The organism is Haloactinopolyspora alba, from assembly GCF_003014555.1.
Classification (GTDB): domain Bacteria; phylum Actinomycetota; class Actinomycetes; order Jiangellales; family Jiangellaceae; genus Haloactinopolyspora; species Haloactinopolyspora alba.
In genome coordinates, this window is record NZ_PYGE01000014.1 from 48,193 (window position 1) to 74,749 (window position 26,557).

Genomic DNA, 26,557 nt, shown 5'->3' on the forward strand with positions numbered 1-26,557 from the left:
GACCCCGTGCATCGACGACGGCACCGGCAGCCGGTACGGACTGACGTCGAACGTACGGCTGATCGGGAACCCGCACCAAGCCTGCCACGCACATCCCCTGTGGGCGGCCTGTGGACGATCATCCACAAGTCCAGGCCGTTCGTGGAAACGATCATCCCCAGCTGTGGACAACACTGGGGAAACTCGCCTGCCAATCAGCCGCACGATCACCATCGAGCGCCACTGACCTGCGATGACGTCAATCCACCGGGGTGTGGACACAGATCCCCACCCTTGGGGATCTCGCATACCGAGATGAGACCCTCCGACGTCAGGGGTAACCCCTAGCGTCGGTGCTGCCATGCGTCGACGTCTCCCCCAGTCCCTGCGCCGTCACCCCGCGGACCACGAGATCCTGCGGCTCGCGCTCCCCGCGCTCGGCGCCCTCGTGGCCGAACCGCTGTTCCTGCTCAGCGACTCGGCGATCATCGGGCACCTGGGCACGCCACAGCTGGCCGGGCTGGGCATCGCGTCGACCGTGCTGTCCACACTCGTCAACGTCTCGATCTTCCTGGCCTACGGCACCACGGCCGCCGTCGCCCGGATGCTCGGCGCCGACGACACCGCGGGCGCGCTGCGCGCGGGCCTGGACGGCTGCTGGCTGGCCGTCGTGGTCGGCGGCGGGACGCTGGCCGTGGGCTGGCCGCTCACGCCGTGGATCGTCGACCTGTTCGGGCCGTCCGCCGAGGTCGCCGACCACGCCGTGACCTACCTGCGGATCAGTCTGCTCGGCATCCCGTCGATGCTCCTGGTGCTCGCGGCCACGGGGGTGCTTCGCGGACTGCAGGACACCCGCACGCCCCTGTACGTCGCCGTCTCCGGCGCCGTCGGGAACGTCGCGCTGAACGTCGCCCTGGTCTACGGCCTCGGGCTCGGGATCGCCGGCTCGGCCATCGGCACGGTCGTGGCCCAGACCGCCATGGCCGCCGTCTTCGTCGTCATCGTCGGGCGTGCCGCGACCCGGCACGGTGTGGCGCTCACACCACACTGGCCCGGGGTACGGCGCGCGTTCGGGGCCGGCGTCCCGTTGCTCGTGCGCACCGTCGCCATCCGGGTCGCACTGATCGTCACCACCGTCGTGGCCACCGGCCTGGGGACGGCGGAGCTCGCCGCGCATCAGATCGCCTTCACCACGTGGACTCTGCTGGCACTGATGCTGGACGCGGTCGCGATCGCGGCGCAGGCACTGGTCGGCAGGGCGCTGGGCGCCGGCGACACCGCAGCGGCCCGGTCGACGACCCGCCGGATGGTCCAGTGGGGCGTGCTCGCGGGGTTCGGCCTGGCAGTCGTCCTGCTCGCGACCGGTTCGGTCTACGCCCAGCTGTTCACCACCGACCCGGAGGTCCGCGCCCTGCTGTTCGACGCGCTCGTCGTCGCCGCCGTGCTACAGCCGATCGCCGCCTGGGGGTTCGTCCTGGACGGCGTGCTCATCGGCGCCGGCGACGGCCGCTACCTGGCGTGGGCGTCGGTCGTCTCGGTGCTGTTCTTCCTGCCCACCGCGTGGCTGGTCGACGCCCTCGACCTGGCCGGCACGACGGGCATCACGGCGCTGTGGGCCGCCATCGGCGTCTGGATGCTCGCCCGAGTGGTGACGCTCGCACTCCGCGAACGCGGGGACACCTGGATGGTCACCGGCGCCTCGCTCCCATGATCATCGGCACTTTCCCGCCCATATGACGGTGAAGTGCCGATGATCATGGGAACGGTAGCCGGGCAGTCCTGCCACACTGTCGGCAGTTGAACCCGGCCGGCCGAGGAGCGCACCAACGACATGCACCTGCTGACCCTGCCGTTCGCGCTGGCCTTCGGCCTCGGCGTGGCGCTGCTCATCGGGCTCGCGGCGCAGCGCCTGCTCGGTGTGCGTCTCGGACTGTTCCGGCTGCTGCTCACCGGCGTGTTCGCGATGTCCGTCGGGCCGCTGATCGTCTACGCGATGCTCACGGAGTTCGTCGCGCCGGCCGACGAGCTGACCCGGCAGAACGGGTCGACCGCGTTCTGGTTCGTGCTGCTCGCGGCGGTGTGCACGATCCTGTCGTCGATGGCGTTCCTCGTGATCATCGAGGCGTTCGTGCCACTGGGGTCGATACCGCCGGCGCTGGTCTGGGGACGCGGCCTGCTCGGACGGCTGAAACGGTCGCGGCGGTACTGGCAGATCGTCGGCATCGCCATGCGGCACGGCCTCGGCTCGTACGTCCGCGGCACTCGCGACCGCGCCCTGGACGTGCCCAGCGGACGGGCTCAACTGGGCCGCTCGCTGGCGACGACGATGAACGCCGGCGGCGTCACGTTCGTGAAGATCGGCCAGATCCTCGCCACCCGGCGTGACCTGCTGCCCGCTGAAGTCGCGGCGGAGCTGGCGAAGCTGCAGGACCAGGCCACACCGGTGCCGTGGCCGGACGTCCGGGCCGTCGTCGAGGCGGAGCTGGGCGCGCCGGTCGACCAGGTGTTCGCGGAGTTCGACCCCCAGCCCCTCGGCGCCGCGTCGGTGGGGCAGGTGCACGCGGCCCGGCTGCGCACCGGAGCCGAGGTCGTCGTCAAGGTGCAGCGTCCCGGAATCCGGCCGGTGGTCGAGCGCGACCTCGACATCGCCGCACGGCTGGCCTCGCGGCTCGAGACCGGCACCCGCTGGGGGCGCCGGGTCGGGGTGCGCTCGCTGGCCGCGGGCCTGGCGACGGCGGTCCGCGAGGAGCTCGACTACCGCATCGAGGCCGACAACATCACCGCGATCGCCGGCTCGACCACCCGCGCCGAGGGCGTCGTGCTGCCGGAGCCGCACCTCGCCCTGTGCACGGAACGGGTGCTGGTCATGGACCGCGTCGACGGAGTCCCACTCACCAAGGCTGCGGCGGTCGTCACCGAGCACGACCTCGACCGCGAACAGCTGGCGACGACGCTGCTGGACTGCCTGATGCGGCAGATCATCCTGGACGGCGTCTTCCACGCCGACCCGCACGGCGGCAACATCGTGCTGCTCGACGACGGGCGGCTCGGTCTGCTCGACTTCGGCTCGGTGGGCCGCCTCGACGGCGCGCTGCGTGAGGCGTTACAACGGCTGCTGCTCGGCGTGGATCACAGTGACCCGCTGGCCGTGAGCGACGCGCTGCTCGAACTGGTGCCGCGACCGGACGAGATCGACCAGCAGGAGCTCGAGCGCGACCTGGGCCGATTCATGGCCCGGCACACGAGCGGAACGCTCACGTCCAGCGCGCGGATGTTCGGCGACCTGTTCCGGGTGGTAGCCGACCACGGGCTCGCCGTCCCTCCGGAGATCGCCGCGGTGTTCCGGACACTCGCGACCGCCGAGGGCACGATCTCCACCGTGGCGCCCGAGTTCGACCTGTTCACCAGCGCGAGGCGGCTGGCCTCCGGATACGTCGACGAACAGTACGGGCCGGAGAACCTCAGGAACGCGGCGTCCGAAGAGCTGGTGGCGCTGCTGCCGATCCTGCGCAGACTGCCGCGGCGGGTCGAACGCATCGCCAGCGCCGCCGAGCACGGCCGGCTGGGGATGAACGTCCGGCTGCTGGCCGACGACCGCGACCGCTCGTTCCTGCGGGACATGCTGCACGAGGTGCTGCTGACGTTCCTGGCCGCGACCACCGGCATCATGTCGGCGATGCTACTCGGCACCGCCGGCGGGCCGATGGTGACCGACAGCGTCTCGCTGTACGAGCTGATCGGCTACAACATGCTGGTCATCAGCGCGATCCTGGCGCTGCGCGTACTCGCCCAGATCTTCCGCCGCGGTCCCCGTCACGATTGACCACGTTCACCATCCCCGGGTCAGTCGCGCGGCGTCTCACTGTCGGCGCGTGCGTCCAGCGCGTCCTCGAGCCGCTCGACCTTCGCCGTGAGCTCGCCGCTGTAGCCGGGCCGGATGTCCGCCTTCAGCACCAGGCTGACGCGGGCGCCGTGCCGGCCGACCGCCTCGCACGCCCGCCGTACGACGTCCATGCACTCGTCCCACTCGCCCTCGATGGTGGTGAACATCGCGTCGGTGCTGTTCGGCAGACCGGACTCGCGCACGACGGCGACGGCGTCGGCCACCGCCGCGGACACCGACTCGCCGGAACCTGACGGGGCGACGGAAAAGGCTACGAGCATGGATCCTCCGATCTGCACGTCGAAATCGCGGCAGGATGACCGCTAACCGAGGCGGCCGCGTCCCCGCCGAAGTTTCAGGGCTGCCATGGTGACGGTAACCCGTGACGTCGGTTCACCTGATCGTCGTACTTGTAGTCGAACTCCCACGGGATCGATCGTCCGATACGTGCCGCGACGACTCCCCAGTCAGGACCGGGGCTGCTCTTGTCGACAACGAGTTGCACGGCGGCGACGAACTCGTCCGGATTCCAGCGCTCCATCAGCCAGAGACCAGAACCCGGCGTGATCGTGTCGCTCATGCCCCAGAGCGCGCCACCAGAGAGCAACTGCCAGTTCCCAGCAGATGCCTGCTCGCCAACCAACTCGGCGAGCACACGAGAACGTCGAAGCTGTCAACCTCGTCAGCACCGACCATTCCGATGAAGATCTGTGCCTGAACACCGAAATGGGCCGCCCCCGCCGGCGCTTCCTGAAGATGCGGCCAGAAGTAGAGGACCTGCTTGACCTCCGCGTGCACCGAGGCGGTCATCGCAACGACCCGTCGTCCGACCCTTGTCCGACCCTTCGGACCAGTAGAAACTCGATCTGGAACGTCTCGTCACGAGGCCACGCCTCCAGCAAGCGCATGCCGCCGTCCTGCCACTCTGGCTATCGACCGCCGGTGCACCACGACCGCGCCACGGCCGCACCTACGTCGCCGCGCCCCGCCCGCACACCCGGCACGTTCCACGTCGACGCAGATAGTAGCCGAGCGCCCCCGCGGCCAATGCCACGCCCCACAACGGCCACAGCAACTCCGGGCCGATCGCGGCCCACGTGTCCGTGCGCAGACTCAGCAGCGCCGATCCGTCGAAGGCGGACCGGTACAAGCCCAGTCCGGCCGACGTCACGATGGCCGCGACGAACATCGCCGGCCCGACCGCCAGGCCGATCGGCACGCGCCTGCCGCGCAGCACCGGGATCCAGCGCGGGAACACCTCACCTCAAGGCCGTAGCAGCCCCACCGTCAACACGCTGCCGACCAGGGCGAACGATCCCAGCCAAGCGCCGGCCCACAGTGACCCGTCGGCCAGGCCGTCGGCGTGCACACCCTCGGGGATGCCCATCGGGACGCCGGCGACCCAGATCCACCGCATGCTCACCACCATGCGTGCGTGCACACGTCGACGGGTTCCCGCATGCTGGTGACCGCGGTCCCCCGCCGGTGGGAACGGGCGTCACCCGGGGCTGATGAAACCGGACTCGTAGGCGGCGATGACGGCCTGGGTCCGGTCACGCACGCCGAGCTTGGTCAGCACGTTGCCGACGTGGGTCTTGACGGTCTCGAGACCGAGGAACAACTTCTCGGCGATCTCGCCGTTGGACAGCCCGGCCGCCATGAGCCGCAGCACCTCGGCCTCGCGCTCGCTGAGACCGGCCCCGGCGAGCGCGTCGCCGTCCGCGCCCCGGTGCGCGGCCGCCAACTGGCGGATCGCGGCCGGGAACACCAGCGAGTCGCCACGCGAGACCGTCCGGATCGCCTGCACGATCTGTTCGGGCCGGGTCCGTTTCAGCAGGAACCCGTGCGCGCCGGCACGCAGCGCCTCGTACACGTAGTCGTCGTTCTCGAACGTGGTCACGACGAGGATGCGCGGCGGCTCGTCGTGTCGTTCCATGAGCAGCCTGGTCGCGTGGATGCCGTCGATGGCCGGCATCCGCACGTCCATCAGGACCACGTCCGGACGCACCCGCGACACGATCGGGCCCACCTCCGCGCCGTCGGCGGCCTCGTCGACGACGGTGAGGTCCGGCTCCGCGTCGATGATCGCCCGGAGTCCGGCGCGCACCAGCGCCTCGTCGTCGACCAGGAGGACGTTCACCGGTTCGGCGGTCATGGCCGGTCTCCGGAGCCGCGCGCAGGGAGGTGGACGTGGATGTGCCAGCGCCCGTCGTCCACTCCGGCCGTCAGCGTTCCCCGCAGCAGGCGGGCGCGCTCACGCATCCCGCGCAGGCCGCGGCCACCGCCGGAGCGGGCCCGGGCCGAGCCCGCCGGCAGCGGGTTGGACAGGTCGATGTCGAGGCCGGACGTCGCCGCCTCCACGCGCAGAGCAACAGGCACCTGCCCAGCATGCCGTATCGCGTTGGTCAGCCCTTCCTGGACGACCCGATAGGCCTCTCGGGACAACGCCGGCGGCACCATCGCCAGGTCGCCCTCCACCGTCATCTGCACCTCCACACCGGTCGCACGGGTGTCGTCGACGAGCCGGCTGAGGTCGTCGAGCGTGCGTTGCGGCGCCGTGCGCTCATCGGTTCCGTCACCGCCCGCCCGCAGCACGCCGAGGACGTGGTCCAGATCGCTCATCGCGGCGCGGCCTGCCTCTTCGACGGCGCTCAGCGCGCGCCGCGCGAACTCCGGGTCGCTGTCGAGCACGCGCCGGGCCGCGGACGCCTGCAGGGTGGTCACGGTGAGGGCGTGGCCGACGGAGTCGTGCAGCTCCCGCGCCAGGCGGTTGCGCTCGGCGAACTCCTCGGCCTGGGTCTCCAGCGCGAGCATCAGCTCCGCCGGCGACGGCCCCAGCAGCAGCGGCGCCAGCATCGCCAGGACCCGCCCCAGCAGCGCGAACACGACCCCGACGGCCACCAGCATCAGCGGCGCGACGACCAGCGCCCACCCGCCGGTGACCTGATCGAACCACAGCACGGCGTCGTCATCGCCCCACGCGCTGTCCGCGTCGAGGCCCTCCGCCACCAGGAGCACCGACATCGGCACGCAGAACAACAGCGTGAACATGGCGATACCGCCGCACAGCAGATGCAACGCGTACCAGGCAGCGCCGAGCAGGCGGGTCTCCCACGGCGGGTCCGCCACCGGGTCGGGCAGGTCGACGTCCAGCAGGCTACGGGTCGCGGTGATCTCCAGCGCGCGCATGGCGGGCAGGAACGGGGGCACCGCCGCGATGACGAACGTCACCGCCACCAGCACCACCAGCGCCGGCCGCGGGACGTTCGGATCGGCGAACATCTGCGCGAACCCCGTCACCAGCAGCACGTACGGGATCAGCACGACGCCGCCGAGCAGCAGGTGCACACCACCGCGCACCGTCGTCCGCACGAGCGTGCGCACGGGCCCGCCCACCAGGTCCGGCAGCGTCGTCCGCCAGGCTCTCACGTGCCGATTCTCGCAGCACCGCCGTCACCGGAGGGTGACACCGTGCTCACGGCGCACGTCTGCCCACGGGCCCGTGGTCGGGCCCGTGGGCAGACGGGTGCACACGGCCGGACGCGGACGACGCCGCGACCGGTCAGGACGCGGCGACGACCTCGAGTTCGACGTTCGCGGCGACCTCGGGGTGCAGCCGTACGGTCACGCTGTGCGCGCCGACGGTCTTGATCGGGTTGCCGACCTCGACGCGTCGCTTGTCGATCGCGGGGCCACCGGCGTCGGTGACCGCGGTCGCGACGTCGGCGGCGGTCACGGCGCCGAACAAGCGGCCGCCGGGGCCGGCCTTGGCCGACACCCGCACCGGCTTGTCCTCGAGCCGCGCCTTCACCGCACGGGCGCTGTCCAGGTCCTCGAACTCACGAGCCTGCCGCGCACGACGGATCGAGTCGATCTGCTTCTGCGCGCCCTTGGTCCACGGGAAGGCGAAGCCCCGCGGGACGAGGTAGTTGCGGCCGTAGCCGTCCCTGACCTCGACCACGTCGCCCGCCGAGCCGAGCCCGGCCACTTCCTGGGTGAGAATCAGCTTCATGACGTCCTCGACCTCCCTCAGCGAGCCGTCGAGGTGTACGGCAGCAGTGCCATCTCTCGGGCATTCTTGATCGCCGTCGCGACGTCACGCTGGTGACGAGTGCAGTTGCCGGTCACGCGACGGGCGCGGATCTTGCCGCGGTCGGAGATGTACTTCCGCAGCAGTGCCGTGTCCTTGAAGTCGACGTAGTCGACCTTGTCCTTGCAGAAGGCGCAAACTTTCTTCTTCGGCTTGCGCACAGCGGTCTTGGCCATCGTGGTGCTCTCCTTCGAAGAGCCCGGTCGCCTCGCTGGCCGCGGCGGACCGGGATGGGTCGGTTACGGAATTTCAGAACGGGGGCTCGTCGGCAGCCGCTGCGCCGCCCTGAGCCGCCCATGGGTCGTTGCCGCCGCCCTGCGGCGCTCCACCGCCGCCGACCGGCGTGGCCCAGGGGTCGTTGCCGGCAGGCGCGCCGCTGGGCGAACCGCCGCCGCCGAAGCCACCGCCACCACCGCCGGAGCGCTGAGTCTTGGTGACCTTGGCGGTGGCGAACCGCAGACTGGGGCCGACCTCGTCGACCTCCATCTCGACGACCGTGCGCTTCTCACCCTCGCGGGTCTCGAACGAACGCTGCCGAAGCCGGCCCTGCGCGATGACGCGCATGCCGCGCTGCAGTGACTCCGCCACACTCTCGGCCGCCTGCCGCCAGACCGAGCAGCGCATGAACAGCGCGTCGCCGTCCTCCCACGTGCTGGTCTGCCGGTTGAACGTCCGGGGCGTGGACGCGATGGTGAAGTTCGCGACGGCGGCCCCGCTCGGCGTGAACCGGAGCTCGGGGTCGTCGGTCAGGTTGCCGACGATGGTGATGACGGTCTCGCCTGCCATGGATGCTCCCAATCGTTGCGGGCGCGGTTCTTGGAGGAACCGGCAGCTCAGTGAGCCTCGGGCCGCACGACCTTGGTGCGCAGCACCGTCTCGGACAGCCCCAACTGCCGGTCGAGCTCGGCCACGGTGTCGGCCTCGCACGTGACGTCGAGCACCGCGTAGATGCCCTCGCCCTTCTTGTCGATCTCGTACGCGAGCTTGCGGCGGCCCCAGATGTCGACCTTCTCGACCGAGCCACCGGCCTCACGTACGACCCCGAGATACTGCTCGAGGCTGGGGGCAACGGTGCGCTCCTCGGCCTCGGGGTCGAGGATCACCATGACCTCGTAATGACGCATTGCCGGATCACCTCCTGTGGTCTTCACGGCCACGGCATCTCCGCGGCAGGAGGGCTATGTCGTCTGACGGCCCGGGCGAACGTCCTCATGTCGTACGCACGTCCGGACCGAGTGCAAGGCTACCAGCGTCACCGGCCAACGCCGACCCGGTCGTCCACAACCACCGCGGACGGTCCGGCATGCGGCAATTCTCGGAACTGTCGGCGTGGCGCGGGATACTACGTTCGCCGGCCGTTCCGACCGCGAAAGGATCCGCATGCGCGTCAACCGCGGCGACGCCCCCACCGGTCCCACCGACCACCTGGCCGCCGTTCAACGCCGCACGCTGACCCTGCTGGTCGTCGCCCAGGTGGTCGGTGGGCTCGGCATCGGCTCGGCCATCTCCGTCGGCGCGGTCCTCGCGTTGCGGCTGTCGGGCTCCGAACAGTGGTCCGGCCTCGCCGGGACGATGATCACCCTCGGCGCCGGAGCGCTGGCCATCCCGCTCGCGCGGCTCGCCGCCGCCCGCGGACGCCGGATCAGCCTCAGCACCGGTTGGGCCGTCGCGGCCGCGGGCGCCCTGGTCACATTGCTCGCCGCCGTCGTCTCGTCGTTCCCGGTCTTCCTGGCCGGGCTGCTGCTGTTCGGGGCCGGCTCGGCCACCAACCTGCAGTCGCGTTACGCCGCGACCGACCTGTCCGCGGCAGGCTCGCGTGCGCGGCACCTGTCCGTCGTGGTGTGGTCGACGACCATCGGCTCGGTGCTCGGGCCGAACCTCACCGGTCCCGGCGAGGTCGTCGGCAGGTTCCTCGGTATACCCGCCATCGCGGGACCGTTCGTCTTCTCCGCCGCGGGGTTCGTCTGCGCGACGGTCCTCGTCGCCGTGCTGCTGCGCCCCGATCCGCTGCTCACCGCGCAGTCGGCGCGCACCGCTGCCACGTCACCGACCGAACCGGCGGTGACGAGAGCGCGCGGCTCGGCCTGGCGCCGGGTGCGGAGCACGCCGGCGGCCACGGTCGCGCTGTCGGCCATCGTGCTCGGTCACGCCGTGATGGTCGCCGTGATGACCATGACACCGGTGCAGATGACCCGGCACGGCGCGGAGCTCGAACTCGTGGGCCTGACCATCAGCCTGCACATCGCCGGGATGTACGCCCTGTCGCCGGTCTTCGGATGGGCGGCCGACCGGCTCGGGCGCCGTCCGGTCATCGTCACCGGGCACGTCCTGCTCGTCGCGGCCGCGGTCGTGGCCGGCACCGCGGGTGAATCGACACCGCGTCTGGTGACCGGGCTGGTGCTGCTGGGGCTGGGCTGGTCCGCCGGACTGGTGGCGGGGTCGGCGCTGCTGGCCGAGTCGGTGCCGGACGACGAGCGACCGGCCGTGCAGGGCGTGTCCGACCTGCTGATGAACCTGGCCGGTGCGCTGGGCGGCGGACTGTCCGGCGTCGTGCTCGGCTGGCAGGGCTACGGCGGCCTGACCGTGGTGGCCGGGCTGCTCGTGCTGCCCACGCTGGCGCTGCTCGCGGCGGAACGGACGCGTCACCTCCGTGATCATCAACGATGATCCGGGTCACGGCACGGAGGATCGTCGATGAGCACGGCGTCCGCCCGCCTCGTCACGGAAAGTCGGCTCCGGCCGCCGCCCGGCGCGCCAGCAGCTCGTCCAGCGGCATCGACTCGCCGTCGCGCGCGCCGGCACCGACGATCAGCGGCGGGTCCGACGGTGTGATCACCGCTCCGAACAGCCGCGCACGCACGCTGGCCGGCACGTCCAGGATGTAGAACTCGCCGTCGGCGCCGATGGCCAGCGACCGGTTGCGGCGCACGTACCAGCCGGTCAGCCCGGTGCGGTACGTCGCCCTGCCGTCGCCGGTACGAGCACGCAGCGGGTGCGCGGCGACGCCCTCCTCGCGCATGCGGGTCACGAAGTCCGCGATCTGCGCACGTGCCCGCTGCGTCTCGGCCGCCTTGCGCCGCTCCAGGGCGGCGGCGTGCGCCTCGAACGCCTCCTTGCGGTGCTCGCGCCAGTCGCCGTTCATCGCCGCGCTCCGGTCCGGTCCGTCACGCCGTGCAGGCCTCGGCGACGTCGGCGCGCGTCGACCGGTTCCGGATCCACGGGATCGTGGCACCGTGCCGGTCCTCCGGCCAGTCCAGAGCCCAGTCGACCCGGTCGGCGTACATCTCCGAGATCTTCTCCGGCTCGCCCGCCCCGATGCGGCGCAGCAGCTCGTCGATCGTGTGTCGCGTGGTCATGCTCGCTCGTCTCTGCCGGGAACGGTGCTCTGCCGGGAACGGCGCCGCGGCGTGGCCGGCCGCATTCCATCGTGCCGTCCGTGCCATCCGCCCCCGGACGCGACCCGGTCCGCGGCCGCCGCGCTGGGGACGTACGCCTCGGGCTGTCGGTGCCGCACGATACCGTCGACGACATGGTTGAGCAGCGCATCGGAGCGCACGTGAAGCAGGGCGACCCGCTGGAGGAGTCCCGGGCCGGCGGCGCCACCGCCGTGCAGATCTTCCTCGGCGACCCGCAGGGGTGGAAGGCACCCACCGTCGACTACCCGGGCGGCGCCGAGGCGCTGCGCGCCGACGCCGAGGCCGCCGACATCGCCCTGTACGTGCACGCGCCCTACGTCCTCAACGTCGCCACCACCAACAACCGCATCCGCATCCCCAGCCGCAAGATCCTGCAGCAGCAGGCCGACCTCGCGGCCGAGATCGGCGCCCGCGGCCTCGTCGTGCACGGCGGGCACGTGCTCAAGGACGACGATCCCGAGGTCGGCGTCGACAACTGGCGCAAGTGCGCCGAGCGGCTCGAGACGACGGTTCCGGTGCTGGTCGAGAACACCGCCGGCGGCGACTACGCCATCGCCCGCCGCGTCGAGCGCATCGCGCGGCTGTGGGAGGTCGTCGGCGATCTCGGTCTCGGCTTCTGCCTCGACACCTGCCACGCTTTCGCCGCCGGCATCGACCCGGCCGAGATGGTCGACGCGGTGCGCGGGGCAACCGGCCGCATCGATCTGGTGCACGCCAACGACAGCCGCGACCCGTTCGACTCCGGCGCCGACCGGCACGCCAACCTGGGGTCGGGCACCATCGGCGCCGAGGCGGTGGCATCCGTCGTGGCCGCGGCCGGTTCCGACGCCATCGTCGAGACTCCCCGGGACGGTCAACGTGGCGACGTCGAGTACCTGATGACGCACGTCCCGTCGGCCTGACCGTCGCCACCGGCGCACCCGCGCCACGTCACCCGGGCGTGGCGGCCGACGTCTCGGCGCCGGCGACGGCGTCCGGCCAGACGGCGTCGCGGACGATCCGCAACGCCTCCGTCAACGCGTGCAGCTGCTCGGCGCTCAGCAGCCCGGTGTACCAGCGCTCGATGTCCCCGACGTGGTCGGCCACCGCGGCCGACACCCGCTCCATACCGTCCGCGGAGATGCTCGCCCAGGTTCCGCGCCGGTCGCTGTCGCAGGTCACCCGCTCGACCAGACCGGAGCGCTCCAGCCGGTCCACGACGCGGGTGACGCCACTGGTCGTCAGCGTGGTCTGCGCGGCCAGATCGGACATCCGCAGCTGCCCGTTCGGGGTCCGGCCGAGCCGCAGCAGGATCTCGAGCTCGTTCTCCGACAGTCCGTGCGCAGCGAGCCCGGGCGCGAACTTGCTGGTCAACCCTTCGTGCACCTCCATGAGCAGTCCCACGGCGGTGAGGCGGTCGTCGTCGAGCGGGTGTCTGGGCGCCATGCCGCTCGATCTTAGGGATTGTCGCGATTGCGGTCATCACCGCGTGTTCCACGCGTCACCGGCGAAGTGACTCCGACGACACCGAGGACGGAGCCACCGACCGACATGATCGTTCTCGAGCGGCGCGGCGGAACGGGTACTCTCGGCGCGTGACGCACGCCCCAGCACTTCTCGTACGACGGATCACCCGCGCCGAGCACCTCGCGGCCATCGGCGAACGGTCGGCCGTCAGCTTTCTGCAGACACCCGCATGGGGCGACGTCAAGCGGGACTGGCGCTCGGAGTCCGTCGGCTGGTTCGACGGCGACGCACTGGTCGGCGCGGGCCTGGTGCTGTATCGCAAGGCGCCGCGGATCCGCCGGTATCTCGCCTACCTGCCGGAGGGCCCGGCCATCGACTGGGACGACGCGGCGAAGCAGGACGGCCTGCAGCGCTGGCTGGACCCGCTGGTCGAGCACGTCAAGGGCCAGGGCGCCTTCGGGCTGCGGATGGGGCCGACGGTCGTCAGGCGCCGTTGGAGCAACGGCACCGTCAAGGAAGCATTCGCCGACGACGGGGTCCACCGGCTCAGGGACGTCACCCCGGACGAGACCACCCCGGTCGGCACCTCGGTGACCGACCAGCTCACGGCGGCCGGCTGGCGCCCGCCGCCCGAGGTCGACGGTTTCGCCGCGGGGCAGCCGCAGCACGTGTTCCAGCTTCCGCTGTCCGGCCGGTCCACGGAGGACCTGCTGCGCGGTTTCAACCAGCTCTGGCGGCGCAACATCAAGAAGGCCGACAAGGCCGGCGTGACGGTGACCCTGGGGACGGCCGACGACCTCCCTGCGTTCCACGAGCTCTATGCGCAGACCGCCCATCGGGACGGGTTCACCCCTCGGCCGTTCTCGTACTTCCAGGGCATGTGGGACGCGATGACCACGGAGGCGGCAGAGCGGCTCCGGCTGTACCTCGCTCACCACGAAGGCGACCTGGTCGCCGCGACGACGATGGTCCGGGTCGGCGAGCACGCGTGGTACTCCTACGGCGCGTCGTCGACGGCCAAGCGCGACGTGCGCGGGTCCAACGCCGTGCAGTGGCGCATGATCCGCGACGCCCTCGACGACGGCTGCGAGGTCTACGACCTGCGTGGCATCACCGACACGCTGCGCGAGGACGACCCGCACGCCGGCCTGATCCGGTTCAAGCTCGGCACCGGCGGGGAGGTCGTCGAGTACGTCGGCGAGTGGGACCTGCCGATCTCACGGGTGCTGTACTCGGCGTTCGACCTGTACATGAAGCGGCGGAGCTGACACCCGTGCCCCTGACACTGCACATCGACACTCCCCGCTGGCGAGAGCACGTACGCGACCGGCTCGCCGACCCGTCCGGTCCCGACGACGGCACGGCCGCGGTCCGCGTGGTGCCGGTCACCAAGGGCAACGGATACGGCTTCGGCAACGGCCTGCTCGCCGCCGAGGCCGCCGCGGCGGACGTGCCGACGCTGGCCGTGGGGACCTCCGACGAGGTCGAGACGGTCAGGCGCGCGTTCGACGGTGACGTCCTGGTCCTGGCTCCGTTGCGGCCGTGGGACGCCGCCACCGCTGACGACCGGGTCGTGCGCACCGTCTCACGGGTCGAGGATCTGCGCCGCCTCGCCGCGGCCGGCGGCCGCCCGCGGGTCGTCATCGAGCTGCTGACCAGCATGCGCAGGCACGGGGTCGCACTGGCGGACCTGCCCGAGGCGCTCACCGCCTGCGAGCCGCTGCGGGTCGAGGGGTTCGCGTTGCACCTGCCACTCGCCGGCCAGCACGGCGCCGAGGCACGGTCCCTGGCCGAGCAGGCGTTCGCCGCGGCCGGCGAGCACGGGCCGGACGTACCGCGCCGGCTCTGGGTCAGTCACCTGTCCGCCGCCGAGGCCGCCGACCTGGCGCGGCGGACGGCCGCGGACGTGAACCTGCGTGTGGGTACCGCGTTGTGGCTGGGCGATCGCGCTGCGCTGACCGCCCGTGCCACCGTCATCGACGTGCACGACGTCCGCAGGGGCGACACGTTCGGCTACCGGCAACGACGGGCACGGCGCGACGGCACGGTGGCCGTGGTGGCCGGCGGGACGGCGCACGGGGTCGCGCTCGAGGCACCGACACCGGCGACGGGTGTGCGCCAGCGCGCGGTCGCCCTGGCGAAGGGCGGGCTGGAGTCGGCGGGACGCGCCCTGTCGCCGTTCCGGGTCGCCGGACGGCAGCGCTGGTTCGCCGAGCCGCCGCACATGCAGTGCTCGATGATCTGGCTTCCCGGCGGGGTCGAGGTCCCTGCCGTGGGCGACGAGGTCGACGTCGACGTCAGGTTCACCATCACGCACGTCGACCGGATCGCCTGGGACGGGTGAGCACCGGGCGCTCGACCACGAGATCCGCGGCGCCGGCGCTGGATCGGACCGGGCGGGTCAACCGGCCCAGCGGCCGGTGAGGAACGCCGCGGCCCACACCACCATCAGCGGCCCGCTGACCGCGAGATAGGCCCACAGGACCCATCGACGTCGAGCCGCCAGCACGGCGATGCCCACCCACAACGGCCACCACAACAGCGTCGCGCGGGGAACCGAGAAGTACCAGGTGGACGTGCCGAACGCGACGACCTGCAGACCCACCCAGGTGGCCTCGCCCCAACGGCGCCACCACAGCATCGCGACCGTCACCACGACCCCGACCAGCATCGCGACGATCTCGGCGCGGAACATCCAGGCGAAACCGGGCGACTGGGTGCCGCCGAACGCGGCCTCCCAGGTCCGGTCGAACGACGCCCACGGTGTGGTGAACTCCCGGTTCCATCCCTCGGACTGCGCGTGCAGCCAGCGGAGCCAATCTCCCGAGCGCTGCTGCAGGTACAGCGACCACGCCAGCAACGGGACGGCGGGCAGGAACAGCCAGCCGAATCCGGACCAGCGCCACCGCGGCGTCGCGGCCTCGTCGTCACCGGTACCGCTGCTGCGCCGCGTCACCAGCCAGTGCACGACGATCGCCGCCGCCAGGAACACCCCGCTGACCCGCACCGTGCACGACAACGCCGTCAGCACACCAGCGGCCAGCCAGTGGTCACGACGGGCGGCGAGCCACGCGGGCAGCGCGAACGCGAGGAACAGCGCCTCGGTGTACGGCGCGGCGAGGAACACCGCGGACGGCGCCGTCACCCAGACCAACACCGCCAGCCGGCCGACCCGGCGGCCACCGTCCAGCGCGCCGATACGTCCCATCGCGACCGCCGCGACCGCGCCGGCCACCAGCGAGACCAGCAGCCCGGCAAGGACGTGGCGCATGCCCACCGCGTTGCCGAGCCAGAGCAACGCGGGAAAGCCCGGGAAGAATGCTTCGTTCGGCACGCCGGTGGGCTGACCGCCGTAACCGTGCAGGGCGATACCCCAGTAGTGGTGGAAATCCCACTGCCGCCACCGGTCCAGCGCCGGGACGACACCCTGGCCCTGGGTGGCGAACATCCACCCGGTCGTACCGGCGATCACCCAGATCGAGACCCTGCTGGCCAGCCAGACGCCCAGCGCGTCCAGATCCACACCGCGCAGCCGCCGCAGCACGCGCTGCGGCATGCGTCCGCCTATGCCACCCGGGCTGCCGCGGTCCGCCGGGACCGACGTCGTCACGTCGCCACCGCCGTCCGCTCACCCGGCCGTGACGGCGTCGTGAACGGCCGGACCGGGTCGCGGCCCGGACGGAGCACGTCACGGACGACCACCCCCACCAGCCACAGCAACGCCGCCACGCGAAGCACGATCAACCACGCGTAGCTCTGCCCGGAGACCAGGACGTTCTCCGGGTCGAAGAGACCGGCGAGATACCACCACACGCCCACCACGTACGCGACCTCGACCACCTGCCAGATCGCCAGGTCCCGCACCCGGGGCCGGGCGAGCGCCGCCAGCGGCAGCAACCACAACGAGTACTGCGGCGACCACACTTTGTTGACCAGCAGGAACGCCGCCACCGCGAGGAAGGCCAACTGCGCGAGCCGTGGCGGCTCCGGCGAGGCGAGCGCCAGCGCGACGATGAGCACCAGCGCGAACACGCCCCCGCCGAGAACCAGCGGGTCGATCTCGTCCGGCAGCACGCCCGGCCACAGCAGATCGGCCGCGTACCAGGTGGACCCGAAGTCGGCCGACCGCTCGGCGTTGAACTCGAAGAACATCCGCCACCCGTCGGGCGCCCACAGCACCACCGGCAGGTTCACCGCGCCCCACGCGACGATCGCGGAGGCGAACGTCAGGACCGTGTCACGCAACGCGGCACGGCGTTCCGGATCCCGCAGCGCGACCAGCAGGATCGGGCCGAGCAGCAGGACCGGGTACAGCTTCACGGCGGCCCCGAGCCCGATCAGCACGCCGGCCGCCACCGGTCGCTCGCGCGTCCACGCCAGGATCGCCAGAGCGGCGAGCGCCACCGCCAGAAGGTCCCAGTTGATCGTGGCGCTGAGCAGCAGCAACGGGGATGCGGCGAACAGCATCCCGTCCCAGGGCCGCCGTGGCACCGTCCGCGACGTCGCGACCACGACGACCAGCGCGCACAGGGCCATCAGCGCGGCAGTGAGGTCGAAGAACCTCCGGCTCTCCGCGACGGCCGCCTCGGCTCGGCCGGCCTCGGCCGCGACGTCGCTCACGGCACCGAGCGCGTCGACCCCGTACGCCGTGGCCTGCATGACCGCACCGGTCAGAACCGGATACTCCAGGGAAGCCTCGCGGTAGGCGAGTTGATCGTCGGCGAATCCGCGTTCGCGGTACAGGAACGCCACGTCGCTGTAGCACAACGACGTCCACATCGAGCGGTCCGAGCGGTCGGCCCACCCGTCGGACCGACACGGCTGGTCGGCCACGAAGCCCAGCGCCACCGTCACGCTCGCCACGGCCAACGCGATCCGCAACGGCGTCCACCAGCGACGTGCCGGCGCCGCTCGCCGCCCGACCGGCCCGCCGATCCACTCACTGGCCGCGGCGACCGTCGGATCGTCGCGGCTCGGTGTCGCGATCGGGTCGGTCATCGGCGCCATGGTGCCTCACCGGTTCGCCGCCTCGGCATACGGCCCGTCCGAGCTGCGCTCGGACGCCGCGGACCGCTACCCCCACTCGGTGCCGGTGTCGGATCCGGTGTCAGTGCCGGTGTCGGATCCGGTGTCAGTGCCGTCCTCGGTCCCGGTGTCCGCACCGGTGTCGGTGCCGCCCTCGGTGCCACCCTCACCCCACTGGCCGCCGGTCTCGTTCCCACCGGTCTGGTCGCCACCAGTCTGGTCGCCACCGGTCTCGTCGCCACCGGTCTCGTCGCCACCGGTCTCGTCGCCACCAGTCTCGTCGCCACCAGTCTCGTCGCCACCAGTCTCGTCGCCACCGGTCTCGTCGCCACCGGTCTCGTCGCCACCGGTCTCGTCGCCGCCAGTCTCGTCGCCGCCAGTCTGGTCGCCGCCGGTCTCGTCGCCACCGGTCTCGTCCCCGCCGGTCTCATCGCCCGACTCGTCACCGGACTCGTCCTCCCCTGGTGGCGTCGGCTCGTCGGTCGGCGTGGGTGTGGGCGTGGGCGAGGGGTTGACCGCCTCACCGACGTCGGCGCGCTCGGGGAACTCCTCGGCCTCGGTCCCCTCGAGAGCGGCTTTCATGAACGCCGTCCAGGTCCGGGCCGGGTACTCGCCGGCGAAGAAGGTCTCCATGCCCGCGACCCCGTCGAGAGTCACGGTACCGCCCGTCTCGCCGGAGCCGCGGAAGTACACGACCGAGGCCGCCAACTGTGGCGTGAAGCCGGAAAACCACGCGGTCAGGTCCTCATGTGTGCCGGTCTTGCCCGCGGAGGGCCGGCCGAGCTCGCGTGCGGCCTGGCCGCTGCCGTTCTCGCCCTCGACGACCTGGCGCATGGCGTAGGTGGTGTCCGCGACGACATCCGGGTCGAGCACGCTCTGCGTCTGCGGGTCCGCCTCGTAGCGCACGTTGCCGCCGGGAGCGGTGACCGAGCGCACCGTGTACCAGTCTGCGTGCCTGCCGCCGGCGGCGAGCGTGGCGTACGCCTCGGCCATGTCGACCGCCGGTGTGGGCGCGATACCGATCGAGACCCTGGGGTTGTGCCGCAGATCGTCGGTGTCCTGGTCCGGCGGCGGTATCGGCAGTCCGGCGGACTCCATGGTCTCGACGACCTTGTCCGGTCCGACCTGCATGGTCATGTCGACATAGGCGGTGTTGATGGACTGCTCGGTGGCCTGGATCAGGTCCACCGGCCCGCCGTACTCCGTGTCGTTCTGGTTGTGGACGGGAGGACCGAGGCTCGGGTCCTCCAGCGTGTTACCGGAGTACCGGCTCTCCAGCGAGATGCCCTGCTTCAGCGCGGTGGCCAGGGCGAACGGCTTGACGCTTGAGCCGCCCTGCACCGCACCGTCGACGGCGTCGTTGAACGGGCGCTTCACGAAGTCGGGCCCGCCGTACATCGCGACCACGCCACCGTCGCCCGGATCGACCGCGGCGAGGCCGATGCGCAACTGATCGGCGTTCTCGGTGGGCCTCTCGTTCCTGACCGCCTTGAGCGCCGCGGCCTGCGCCTTGCGTTCGAAGGTCGTCACGATCCGCAGCCCGCCGGTGTCGAGCTCGTTCTCGGTGAACCCTTGGTCCAGCAGCTCGTTGCGCACCAGGTCGAGCAGGTATCCGTTCGGCCCGCCGTACATGTTCGTCTTCTGCTCGGGCAACACGGCCGGAGGCTTGACCTTCTCCGCCTTGGCGGGTTCGAGAGTGCCCATCTCCACCATGCCGTCGAGGACGTAGTCGACACGCCCCCTGAACCGCTCGGCGTTCTGCTTGCCGAGCGTGGGGTCGTAGCGCGCCGGCGAGCGCAGGATCGACGCCAGACCCGCACACTGCGACAGGTTCAGCTCCGACACCGGCTTGCCGAAGTACGCCTTCGACGCCGTCTGCACGCCGTAGGTGCCGCGGCCGAACCAGATCGTGTTCAGGTACGAGGCGAGGATGTCGTCCTTGTCCAGCTGGCGGTCGATCTTGACCGAGATGAACAGCTCCTTCACCTTGCGGGTGACGGTCTGCTCGTGCGTGAGGTAGTAGTTCTTGACGTACTGCTGGGTGATGGTCGAGGCACCACCGCCCTCGGCGGAGCCGCTGTTGCGGACGTAGTCGATGCTCGCCTGGATCGTGCGCAACGGGTTGAAGCCGCTGTTCTCGTAGAACGTGCGATCCTCCGCGGCCACGACGGCGTCCTGGCACGTCTGCGGGATGGCCGATATGTCGACGGTCTCGCGGTCCTGGCTGCTGAACCTGCCCAGCTCGGTCTTGCCGTCGCTCCAGTAGACGATGGTCGACTCGGAGCGGGCGAAGTCGTTCGGCGCCGGAACGTCGGTCATCGCGTAGGCGATGCTGACGCCCGCGAGGACCGCGAGGACCATCCCGAGGAAGTACAGCGTGAACGCCTTCAGGGAGACGAACTTGCGCCATCCGCGGCGTCGGCGCTTCGCGCTCCTGCCGCCGGCCGCGTACCGACGCGCCGTCCGCCCGCCCGCACTCGACGACGGGTCGGTCCCGGACTGCGCCGTCTCACGCGGCGTGGCACCTCGGCCGGCACGGTCACCCGCGCGGCGTCGCCCTTGATTGGTCACGTGGTTCTCGGTCGGGTCGGGGACAGGAGCACGGTGTTGCGCATCGTCAGGCACCCCTGACAGACGCAGAGCCTACGACGACCAACGTCCGGGACGTCATTTCCGCTCCTTCGCTCCGCGTCACACACCTCGCCAACGGTAAGCCCGAAAGCTCCCGAGGGCTCGGGTGTTGCACGCCACACCTCGGACACTCTATCGTCTGGAGCTATCATCGCGATGTATCAGTTCGATACATCGGCTCGAGACGGTACAGAGGAGCGTACTTCGTGGGCAGGCGTGCCGAGGCGTTGGAACTGGCCGTACTCGGCCTGCTCCATGACGCGCCGATGCACGGCTACGAGCTGCGCAAACGGGTGAACGCACTGCTCGGGTGGGGTCGCGCGTTCTCGTACGGCACGCTGTATCCGACCCTGAAGGACATGGTCCGGCGGAACTACCTCGCCGAGGACGAGGCCGTCACCGACGTCACCTCCCAAGCCGCCCCACCTCGCGGTGGCCGTCGCGGCAAGGTCGTCTACAAGCTCACCCCGGAGGGCAAGGAACGCTTCGCCGACCTGCTCTCCGAGACCGGGCCGTCGGCGTGGGACGACGAACACTTCGGCGTGCACTTCGCGTTCTTCGGGCGCGCCGACGCCGATACCCGGATGCGGATCCTGCTGGGACGCCGCAGCCGGCTACAGGAGCGCCTCGACCACTTCCGTTCCTCGCTCTCTCGCACCCGGGAACGGCTCGACGCGTACACGCTGGAGCTGCAGCGGCACGGGCTCGAGTCCGTGGAACGCGAGGTCAACTGGCTCGACGACCTGATCAACGCGGAGCGGCGTTCGATCGAGTCCGCAACCACCGCACATTCGCGGGGCGAGCCGCCCCGCACCGAAGCCGGCACGCAGCCGGCGGCTGCCACTGACGACGAAGGAGAGTAGGGCCGATGAGCTCGGTTCGTGTAGGCATTGTCGGCGTGGGCAACTGCGCCGCGTCACTCGTGCAAGGCGTGCACTATTACGCGGACGCCGCCCCGGACACCAAGGTTCCGGGGCTGATGCACGTCCAGTTCGGCGACTACCACATCAGCGACGTCGAGTTCGTCGCCGCGTTCGACGTGGACGCCAAGAAGGTGGGCCAGGACCTGTCCGAGGCCATCACCGCCAGCGAGAACAACACCATCAAGATCTGCGACGTCCCGCCGACGGGCGTCACCGTCCAGCGTGGCCACACGCTGGACGGGCTGGGCCAGTACTACCGCGAGACCATCACCGAGGCCGACAGCGACCCCGTCGACGTGGTGCAGGCGCTGCGCGCGGCGGAGGTGGACGTGCTCGTCTGCTACCTGCCGGTGGGCTCGGAGGATGCCGCCAAGTTCTACGCCCAGTGCGCCATCGACGCCGGCGTTGCGTTCGTCAACGCGCTGCCGGTGTTCATCGCGGGCACCACGGAGTGGGCCGACAAGTTCACCGCGGCGGGCGTGCCGATCGTCGGCGACGACATCAAGTCGCAGATCGGCGCCACGATCACGCATCGCGTCCTGGCGCGGCTGTTCGAGGACCGCGGCGTCACCGTCGACCGCACGTACCAGCTCAACGTCGGCGGCAACATGGACTTCAAGAACATGCTCGAGCGCGACCGGCTCGAGTCGAAGAAGGTGTCGAAGACGCAGTCCGTCACGTCTCAGCTGGCCAACGGGCTGGAGGCGCGCAACGTCCACATCGGGCCGTCGGACTACGTCGAGTGGCTCGACGACCGCAAGTGGGCGTTCATCCGGCTGGAGGGGCGCAACTTCGGCGACGCCCCGGTGAACCTCGAGTACAAGCTCGAGGTCTGGGACTCGCCGAACTCGGCCGGCATCATCATCGACGCCATCCGCGCCGCGAAGATCGCCAAGGACCGCGGTGTCGGCGGGCCGATCCTGTCGGCGTCGTCGTACTTCATGAAGTCGCCGCCGGAGCAGTACTCCGACGATCTGTGCCGGTCGAAGGTCGAACAGTTCATCGCAGGAGAGATCGAGCGCTGAAGGAGCTGCAGCGGAGGTGGTCGGCCGAGGAACGAGTGCCGCCCGCCGAAGCGGAGGCGACGCGCAGCGCGAGCGGAGAGATCGAGCGCTGAGCGAGCGGAGGTAGCGGCGTCGCGATGCCGGATGATCAGGTGACGTAAACGGCGCGATGGCGTCCAGTTGGTCACCTGATCGTCCGGTATCCACCATTTGGACACCGCGTGGGGGCCGAACGGTCAGTCCCCACTGGCGCGTGTGCCCCTGTTCGTCCGTTCCCGGCTGAGGAGATGCCCTGAGCACGGCACGCTGTCCGTCGTGACCGATGACCACCGGCACCGGCGCCGACCCCGACCGTCGACCTCGTCGTGCAAACGGCCCGGGACTCCTCGTCTACCATTTCCGTCATGCTCGGATGGCTGGCGTATCGAACAACGGTGTTCCATCCATCGGTCGCCTATTGACAGAACGCGGACGGGAAGCAAGCGTCGTCTAGCGGCGCGTGTGCGGCCCGACGCACAACGGTGGCCACGAGGAGCCTGTGTCGCTCACCTCAGAGCGGCCACGGGGGACGACAGAGGAAGGAAGCATCGATGACGCGGACCGCGCGAGGACGTCGTGGGAATGACGGCGCCGCGAAGCGGGCGCGCGCGAGCCAGCGCCCCAGCGACAAGTCCAGCCGCGCGAAGGAGGCTGCGTCCGACCAGGAGCCTTCCCGCTCAGCTTGGCGCACGTTCCTGCACGACCGCAGTGTGCGTTCGCGTGTCGCGGCGCTCGTTCTGCTGCCGCTGCTCGGCACGCTGATCCTGGGCTCCCTGTTCTTCCGGACCGCGCTCGACGAGGCGTCGTCGGCCTCGCGTGTGGAGAGTCTCTCCGAGGTGGGCCTGTCGGCGGTCGAAGCGCTGCACGCCATCCAGGACGAGCGTGACGTCTCGGGCCTGGCCGAGGCCGGCGGCACCGGAGCCGGAGCGGTCAGCGATGCGCGCGCGGCCACGGACGAAGCCCTCGCGGCACTCGAGGAAGAGATCGACGAGCGGCGTGACGACGAGCTCGGCTCCTCGTTCGAGGGCGCGGTCATCGCCTTCGACCGCGAGATGGGCCGTCTCGACGGTTACCGCGCACAGCGCGACGACGCCAACCCGCCGTTCGACCAGGGCGGCACGAACGGGTACCACCGCTTCGCCGAGGCATTGCAGCGCGTCGTCACCGCCTCCGGATCGGTCGCGGACGACCCGCTGCTCACCCGGCGCATCGACTCGCTGGCCGACATCGCCCAGGCGGTCGAGTCGGCGTCGATGGAACGGGGTCTGGTCGCCTACTTCATCCAGCCGGGCGAGGTGCCCACGGACGAACAGCGCGACCAGGCGACGGTGCTGCAGGGCGAACAGGACCTCCTGCTGGTCGGCCGGTTCATCAACGGCTTCGGCTTCACCCAGCAGGCGCGCATCTACTCCAACCAGATCTTCGTCGCCAACCGCGAGATCGCGACCGCGCGCAGCGACATCAGCAACGGTGCTCCTGCTCGCACGACGAAGGAGGAGTGGTACTCCAGCGCCACCACACGCATCGAGAACCTGCGTGAGATCGAAACGCAGACCGCCCAGCGCGTCGTGAACCGTGCGTCCGAAACCGCACAGTCCGCGCAGCTCACGGCGTTGTTCATCGCCGCCGCGGTGCTCCTGGTGCTGGGGCTGACCATCTACCTGACGATCGTCGTCGCCCGTTCCATCATCGGCCCGCTCCGGCGGCTGCGCGCGACGGCTCTCGAGACCTCGCAGAGCCATCTGCCGGAGCTGGTCGACCGGGTGCGGCGCGACGGCCCGGCGGCCGCCCGTACGAGTGACAACGCAGTGGAGGCCGAGGGCCGCGACGAGATCGGCCAGGTCGCCACCGCCTTCAACGACGTGCACTCCACCGCTGTCGACGTGGCCGCGGGGCAGGCGCTGTTGCGCCAGAACCTCGACACCATCGTGGTCAACCTGTCCCGGCGCACCCAGTCCCTGGTCGACCGCCAGCTCGGCGAGATCGAGGGGCTCGAGCAGCGCGAGCGTGACCCGGACCAGCTGAGCACGCTGTTCCGCATCGACCACATGGCCACCCGTGTGCGCCGGCACGCCGAGAGCCTGCTGGTCCTCGCCGGTGTCGACGAGATGCGCAAGCAGACCTCCGCCGCCGGCATCCTCGACGTCGTCCGCACTGCCGTCGGCGAGGTCGAGCAGTACCCGCGGGTGAAGTTCGGCGTCATGCCGACCGACCTGGTCGCCGCAGGCGCCGTTGACGACATCGCCCACCTGCTCGCCGAGCTGATCGACAACGCCACCGAGTTCTCGGCACCTGCCACCCCGGTGCGTGTCACCAGTCAGCCGTTGCTCGGTGGCGGGTTGCGCCTGCAGGTCGCCGACTCCGGCATCGGCATCGGCGAGGAGCAGCTCGAGGAGTTGAACGAGCGGCTGCGCAACGCCGGTGACATCGACGTCGCGGCGTCGCGCACGCTGGGCCTGTACGTGGTGGCCCGCCTGGCGGCCAAGCACGGCATCCAGGTACGGCTCGAGCCCGTCCCCGAGGGCGGTATCGCCGCGCAGGTCGACCTGCCTTCGCACCTGATCCTGTCGGCGCTGGACACCGGTGAGGGCGTCATCGCGCCGGTGTCGGCCGAGGCGGAGCCCGAGCCGGTGGGCCCGGCGCACGACGGTGACGACGTCGCCGCCCTCGAGCCGGCCACGTCCGGCCACGGCACCGAGCAGGCGCCGGCTCCGCTCACGGCGGCCGGCCTGCCCCGGCGGGACGCGACCGACGACACCGGCGAGCAGCGGGCGGTTCCGGAGCAGGACGCACCCGCCGAACGCCCGGCCTGGCCGGAGCGCCCGGCCTGGCCGGAGCGCCCGGCCTGGCCCGCAGCGGCGCCCGGCACGCCGGAACCGCAAGCACAACCGGAAGCGACGCCGCAGCCCGAGCCCGCCCGGCAGGTCGAGCCGCTGTCCGCGCAACACGAGCCGCAGCCCACGGCCCGCGACGACGCTCAACCGGCGCAGGCAGCGTGGAACCAGCCGTCCTGGAACCAGCAGCCTGCACGGCCTGCCGCCGGTGCTCGCGGCGAGCACGCCGAGCAGTACCGCTCCCAGGCGGATGCACTGCCCGGAACCACCGGCGGGGCCTCGGGCAACCAGGCCCGGCCGTCGCTGCGTGCTCCCGAGCCGGAACTACCCGAGAGTGACTCGCCGATCTTCGACTCCGTCGCCTCCGCCTGGTTCAGCAGGTCGAGCACCGAGCACGACTGGTCGAGCCCGGCCGACGAAGGCTGGCGCAAAGCCGCGGAAGCCCTCCGGACGGCCGAGGAAGCGGCGAGCGCCCGGCGCAGCCAGCGCGACACCGAGCCGATCCCGGACGCGACCCGTCCGGCGGCCCCGGCGGCGAGCGGGAACGGCGGCTCCGCCGCACCGGCTCCGCCCGCCGAGCCCGAGTCCGCGGAACCCGCGGTGAACGCCTCCGGGCTTCCCGTACGGCGGCGCGGGGCCTCGCTCGTCCCGGGGTCGATCGCGGACGCCCCCGAGAACGCCCGTCCCGAACGTCCGGCCGCTACGGAGGGCAAGGACGCCGAGACGGTCGCCTCCACGCTGTCCAGCCTGCAGCGCGGCGTCGGCCGCGGACGCGAAGAGACAGGTGGCTGGGTTCCGAAGCGACCCGGTGACCCCGAGAGGAGCAATTCGTGACCAACGCCTCCCAAGACGAGCTCGGTTGGCTGCTCGACCGGTTCGTCGATCGCACGACCGGCGCGGCGCACGCGGTGGTCGTGTCGGCCGACGGCCTGCACCTGGCCGGTTCCACCGGCATGCCCCGCGAACGCGGCGAACAGCTCGCCGCCGTCGTATCCGGTCTGGCCAGTCTGACCGTCGGCGCGTCGCTGATCCTGGGCGCCGGTGAGGTCCAACAGACACTCGTCGAGATGAGCAACGGTTTCATGCTGGTCATGGCCGTCCGCGACGGTGCTCACCTGGCCGTCCTGGCGGCGGCGGACGCCGACCTCGGTCAGGTGGGCTACGAGATGGCCCTGCTCGTCGAGCGGGTCGGTGCGGCACTCAACCCGGCAAGTCGCGTGGGATGATCCGGCATGAACGGGCGCAGGATGTGGTGGGATCGGGTCGGTACGAACGTTGTTGACCCGG

25 protein-coding genes and 1 pseudogene are annotated in these 26,557 nt (G+C 71.1%); 10 read left to right on the plus strand and 16 right to left on the minus strand.

What is annotated here, in order from left to right; genetic code table 11:
• The first annotated feature begins 340 nt into the window (after nucleotides 1-340).
• Complete coding sequence (locus tag CLV30_RS17700) at nucleotides 341-1,690, plus strand: MATE family efflux transporter (protein WP_106538559.1); 1,350 nt, start codon at nucleotides 341-343, stop codon at nucleotides 1,688-1,690.
• Between the two features lie 120 nt (nucleotides 1,691-1,810).
• The gene (locus CLV30_RS17705) at nucleotides 1,811-3,802 is read left to right on the plus strand and encodes an ABC1 kinase family protein (protein WP_106538560.1); all 1,992 of its coding nucleotides are present in this window, start codon (nucleotides 1,811-1,813) and stop codon (nucleotides 3,800-3,802) included.
• Nucleotides 3,803-3,822: 20 nt separating this feature from the next.
• Here the strand turns inward: CLV30_RS17705 and CLV30_RS17710 are convergent, their stop codons facing one another.
• From CLV30_RS17710 to rpsF, 10 genes are all read right to left on the minus strand, one after another.
• On the minus strand, nucleotides 3,823-4,143 hold the full coding sequence (locus CLV30_RS17710; RefSeq protein WP_106538561.1) for a thiamine-binding protein: 321 nt from the start codon (nucleotides 4,141-4,143) through the stop codon (nucleotides 3,823-3,825).
• Nucleotides 4,144-4,217: 74 nt separating this feature from the next.
• Nucleotides 4,218-4,517, minus strand: a complete 300-nt coding sequence (locus tag CLV30_RS26085) for a hypothetical protein (protein WP_129710882.1) — start codon at nucleotides 4,515-4,517, stop codon at nucleotides 4,218-4,220.
• 315 nt (nucleotides 4,518-4,832) lie between these two features.
• Nucleotides 4,833-5,120 carry a hypothetical protein gene (locus CLV30_RS17725; RefSeq protein ID WP_106538564.1) on the minus strand — a complete coding sequence of 96 codons (288 nt, stop codon included), beginning with the start codon at nucleotides 5,118-5,120 and terminating at the stop codon, nucleotides 4,833-4,835.
• Nucleotides 5,121-5,126: 6 nt separating this feature from the next.
• The gene (locus tag CLV30_RS26610; protein ID WP_165358482.1) at nucleotides 5,127-5,279 is read right to left on the minus strand and encodes a hypothetical protein; all 153 of its coding nucleotides are present in this window, start codon (nucleotides 5,277-5,279) and stop codon (nucleotides 5,127-5,129) included.
• 81 nt (nucleotides 5,280-5,360) lie between these two features.
• On the minus strand, nucleotides 5,361-6,017 hold the full coding sequence (locus CLV30_RS17730) for a response regulator (protein WP_106538565.1): 657 nt from the start codon (nucleotides 6,015-6,017) through the stop codon (nucleotides 5,361-5,363).
• Nucleotides 6,014-7,291: a sensor histidine kinase gene (locus CLV30_RS17735; RefSeq protein ID WP_205740544.1), complete on the minus strand. Its 1,278-nt coding sequence runs from the start codon at nucleotides 7,289-7,291 to the stop codon at nucleotides 6,014-6,016. The genes CLV30_RS17730 and CLV30_RS17735 overlap by 4 nt, the downstream gene beginning before the upstream one ends.
• 133 nt (nucleotides 7,292-7,424) lie before the next feature.
• The gene (gene rplI / locus CLV30_RS17740; RefSeq protein WP_106538566.1) at nucleotides 7,425-7,874 is read right to left on the minus strand and encodes a 50S ribosomal protein L9; all 450 of its coding nucleotides are present in this window, start codon (nucleotides 7,872-7,874) and stop codon (nucleotides 7,425-7,427) included.
• Between the two features lie 17 nt (nucleotides 7,875-7,891).
• Nucleotides 7,892-8,128 (minus strand): 30S ribosomal protein S18, encoded by a 237-nt coding sequence (rpsR, locus tag CLV30_RS17745; RefSeq protein ID WP_106538567.1) that lies wholly within the window; start codon nucleotides 8,126-8,128, stop codon nucleotides 7,892-7,894.
• Between the two features lie 73 nt (nucleotides 8,129-8,201).
• Nucleotides 8,202-8,738, minus strand: coding sequence for a single-stranded DNA-binding protein (locus CLV30_RS17750; RefSeq protein WP_106538568.1), 537 nt, complete (start codon nucleotides 8,736-8,738; stop codon nucleotides 8,202-8,204).
• A gap of 47 nt (nucleotides 8,739-8,785) precedes the next feature.
• A complete protein-coding gene (rpsF, locus tag CLV30_RS17755; RefSeq protein WP_106538569.1) occupies nucleotides 8,786-9,076 on the minus strand; it encodes a 30S ribosomal protein S6 in 291 nt (96 codons plus the stop codon).
• A 256-nt stretch (nucleotides 9,077-9,332) separates the two neighbouring features.
• On the opposite strand from rpsF, the gene CLV30_RS17760 reads away from it, so the two are divergent.
• Nucleotides 9,333-10,619, plus strand: a complete 1,287-nt coding sequence (locus CLV30_RS17760; protein WP_106538570.1) for an MFS transporter — start codon at nucleotides 9,333-9,335, stop codon at nucleotides 10,617-10,619.
• 52 nt (nucleotides 10,620-10,671) lie between these two features.
• Here the strand turns inward: CLV30_RS17760 and CLV30_RS17765 are convergent, their stop codons facing one another.
• Nucleotides 10,672-11,094, minus strand: a complete 423-nt coding sequence (locus CLV30_RS17765) for a hypothetical protein (protein ID WP_106538571.1) — start codon at nucleotides 11,092-11,094, stop codon at nucleotides 10,672-10,674.
• A gap of 40 nt (nucleotides 11,095-11,134) precedes the next feature.
• Nucleotides 11,135-11,308 (minus strand): annotated as a pseudogene (locus CLV30_RS17770) (nuclear transport factor 2 family protein); the annotation flags it as partial.
• A 173-nt stretch (nucleotides 11,309-11,481) separates the two neighbouring features.
• Between CLV30_RS17770 and CLV30_RS17775 the strand changes: the two are divergent.
• Nucleotides 11,482-12,270 (plus strand): deoxyribonuclease IV, encoded by a 789-nt coding sequence (locus CLV30_RS17775; RefSeq protein ID WP_106538643.1) that lies wholly within the window; start codon nucleotides 11,482-11,484, stop codon nucleotides 12,268-12,270.
• A gap of 28 nt (nucleotides 12,271-12,298) precedes the next feature.
• Here the strand turns inward: CLV30_RS17775 and CLV30_RS17780 are convergent, their stop codons facing one another.
• Nucleotides 12,299-12,793, minus strand: coding sequence for a MarR family winged helix-turn-helix transcriptional regulator (locus CLV30_RS17780; protein ID WP_106538573.1), 495 nt, complete (start codon nucleotides 12,791-12,793; stop codon nucleotides 12,299-12,301).
• Between the two features lie 149 nt (nucleotides 12,794-12,942).
• Between CLV30_RS17780 and CLV30_RS17785 the strand changes: the two genes are divergently transcribed.
• Both CLV30_RS17785 and CLV30_RS17790 read left to right on the plus strand, forming a co-directional pair.
• Nucleotides 12,943-14,082: a lipid II:glycine glycyltransferase FemX gene (locus CLV30_RS17785; RefSeq protein WP_106538574.1), complete on the plus strand. Its 1,140-nt coding sequence runs from the start codon at nucleotides 12,943-12,945 to the stop codon at nucleotides 14,080-14,082.
• Nucleotides 14,083-14,087: 5 nt separating this feature from the next.
• Complete coding sequence (locus CLV30_RS17790; protein ID WP_106538575.1) at nucleotides 14,088-15,158, plus strand: alanine racemase; 1,071 nt, start codon at nucleotides 14,088-14,090, stop codon at nucleotides 15,156-15,158.
• A gap of 57 nt (nucleotides 15,159-15,215) precedes the next feature.
• Here CLV30_RS17790 and CLV30_RS17795 read toward each other — a convergent pair whose 3' ends face one another.
• The 3 genes from CLV30_RS17795 to CLV30_RS17805 form a co-directional block, all read right to left on the minus strand.
• Nucleotides 15,216-16,424 carry a mannosyltransferase family protein gene (locus tag CLV30_RS17795; RefSeq protein WP_205740543.1) on the minus strand — a complete coding sequence of 403 codons (1,209 nt, stop codon included), beginning with the start codon at nucleotides 16,422-16,424 and terminating at the stop codon, nucleotides 15,216-15,218.
• On the minus strand, nucleotides 16,421-17,812 hold the full coding sequence (locus CLV30_RS17800) for a glycosyltransferase family 87 protein (RefSeq protein ID WP_165358481.1): 1,392 nt from the start codon (nucleotides 17,810-17,812) through the stop codon (nucleotides 16,421-16,423). Before CLV30_RS17800 ends, CLV30_RS17795 begins: the two co-directional genes overlap by 4 nt.
• A 75-nt stretch (nucleotides 17,813-17,887) precedes the next feature.
• Nucleotides 17,888-20,410 (minus strand): transglycosylase domain-containing protein, encoded by a 2,523-nt coding sequence (locus CLV30_RS17805; RefSeq protein ID WP_129710881.1) that lies wholly within the window; start codon nucleotides 20,408-20,410, stop codon nucleotides 17,888-17,890.
• Between the two features lie 266 nt (nucleotides 20,411-20,676).
• Between CLV30_RS17805 and CLV30_RS17810 the strand changes: the two genes are divergently transcribed.
• The 4 genes from CLV30_RS17810 (at nucleotide 20,677) to CLV30_RS17825 (ending at nucleotide 26,496) form a co-directional block, all read left to right on the plus strand.
• Nucleotides 20,677-21,333 (plus strand): PadR family transcriptional regulator, encoded by a 657-nt coding sequence (locus CLV30_RS17810; RefSeq protein WP_106538578.1) that lies wholly within the window; start codon nucleotides 20,677-20,679, stop codon nucleotides 21,331-21,333.
• 5 nt (nucleotides 21,334-21,338) lie between these two features.
• Entirely contained in the window at nucleotides 21,339-22,418 is a 1,080-nt protein-coding gene (locus CLV30_RS17815) for an inositol-3-phosphate synthase (RefSeq protein WP_106538579.1), read from the plus strand.
• Between the two features lie 569 nt (nucleotides 22,419-22,987).
• Nucleotides 22,988-26,104, plus strand: coding sequence for a sensor histidine kinase (locus CLV30_RS17820; RefSeq protein WP_106538580.1), 3,117 nt, complete (start codon nucleotides 22,988-22,990; stop codon nucleotides 26,102-26,104).
• Nucleotides 26,101-26,496, plus strand: a complete 396-nt coding sequence (locus CLV30_RS17825) for a roadblock/LC7 domain-containing protein (RefSeq protein WP_106538581.1) — start codon at nucleotides 26,101-26,103, stop codon at nucleotides 26,494-26,496. The genes CLV30_RS17820 and CLV30_RS17825 overlap by 4 nt, the downstream gene beginning before the upstream one ends.
• The last annotated feature ends 61 nt before the right edge of the window (nucleotides 26,497-26,557 follow it).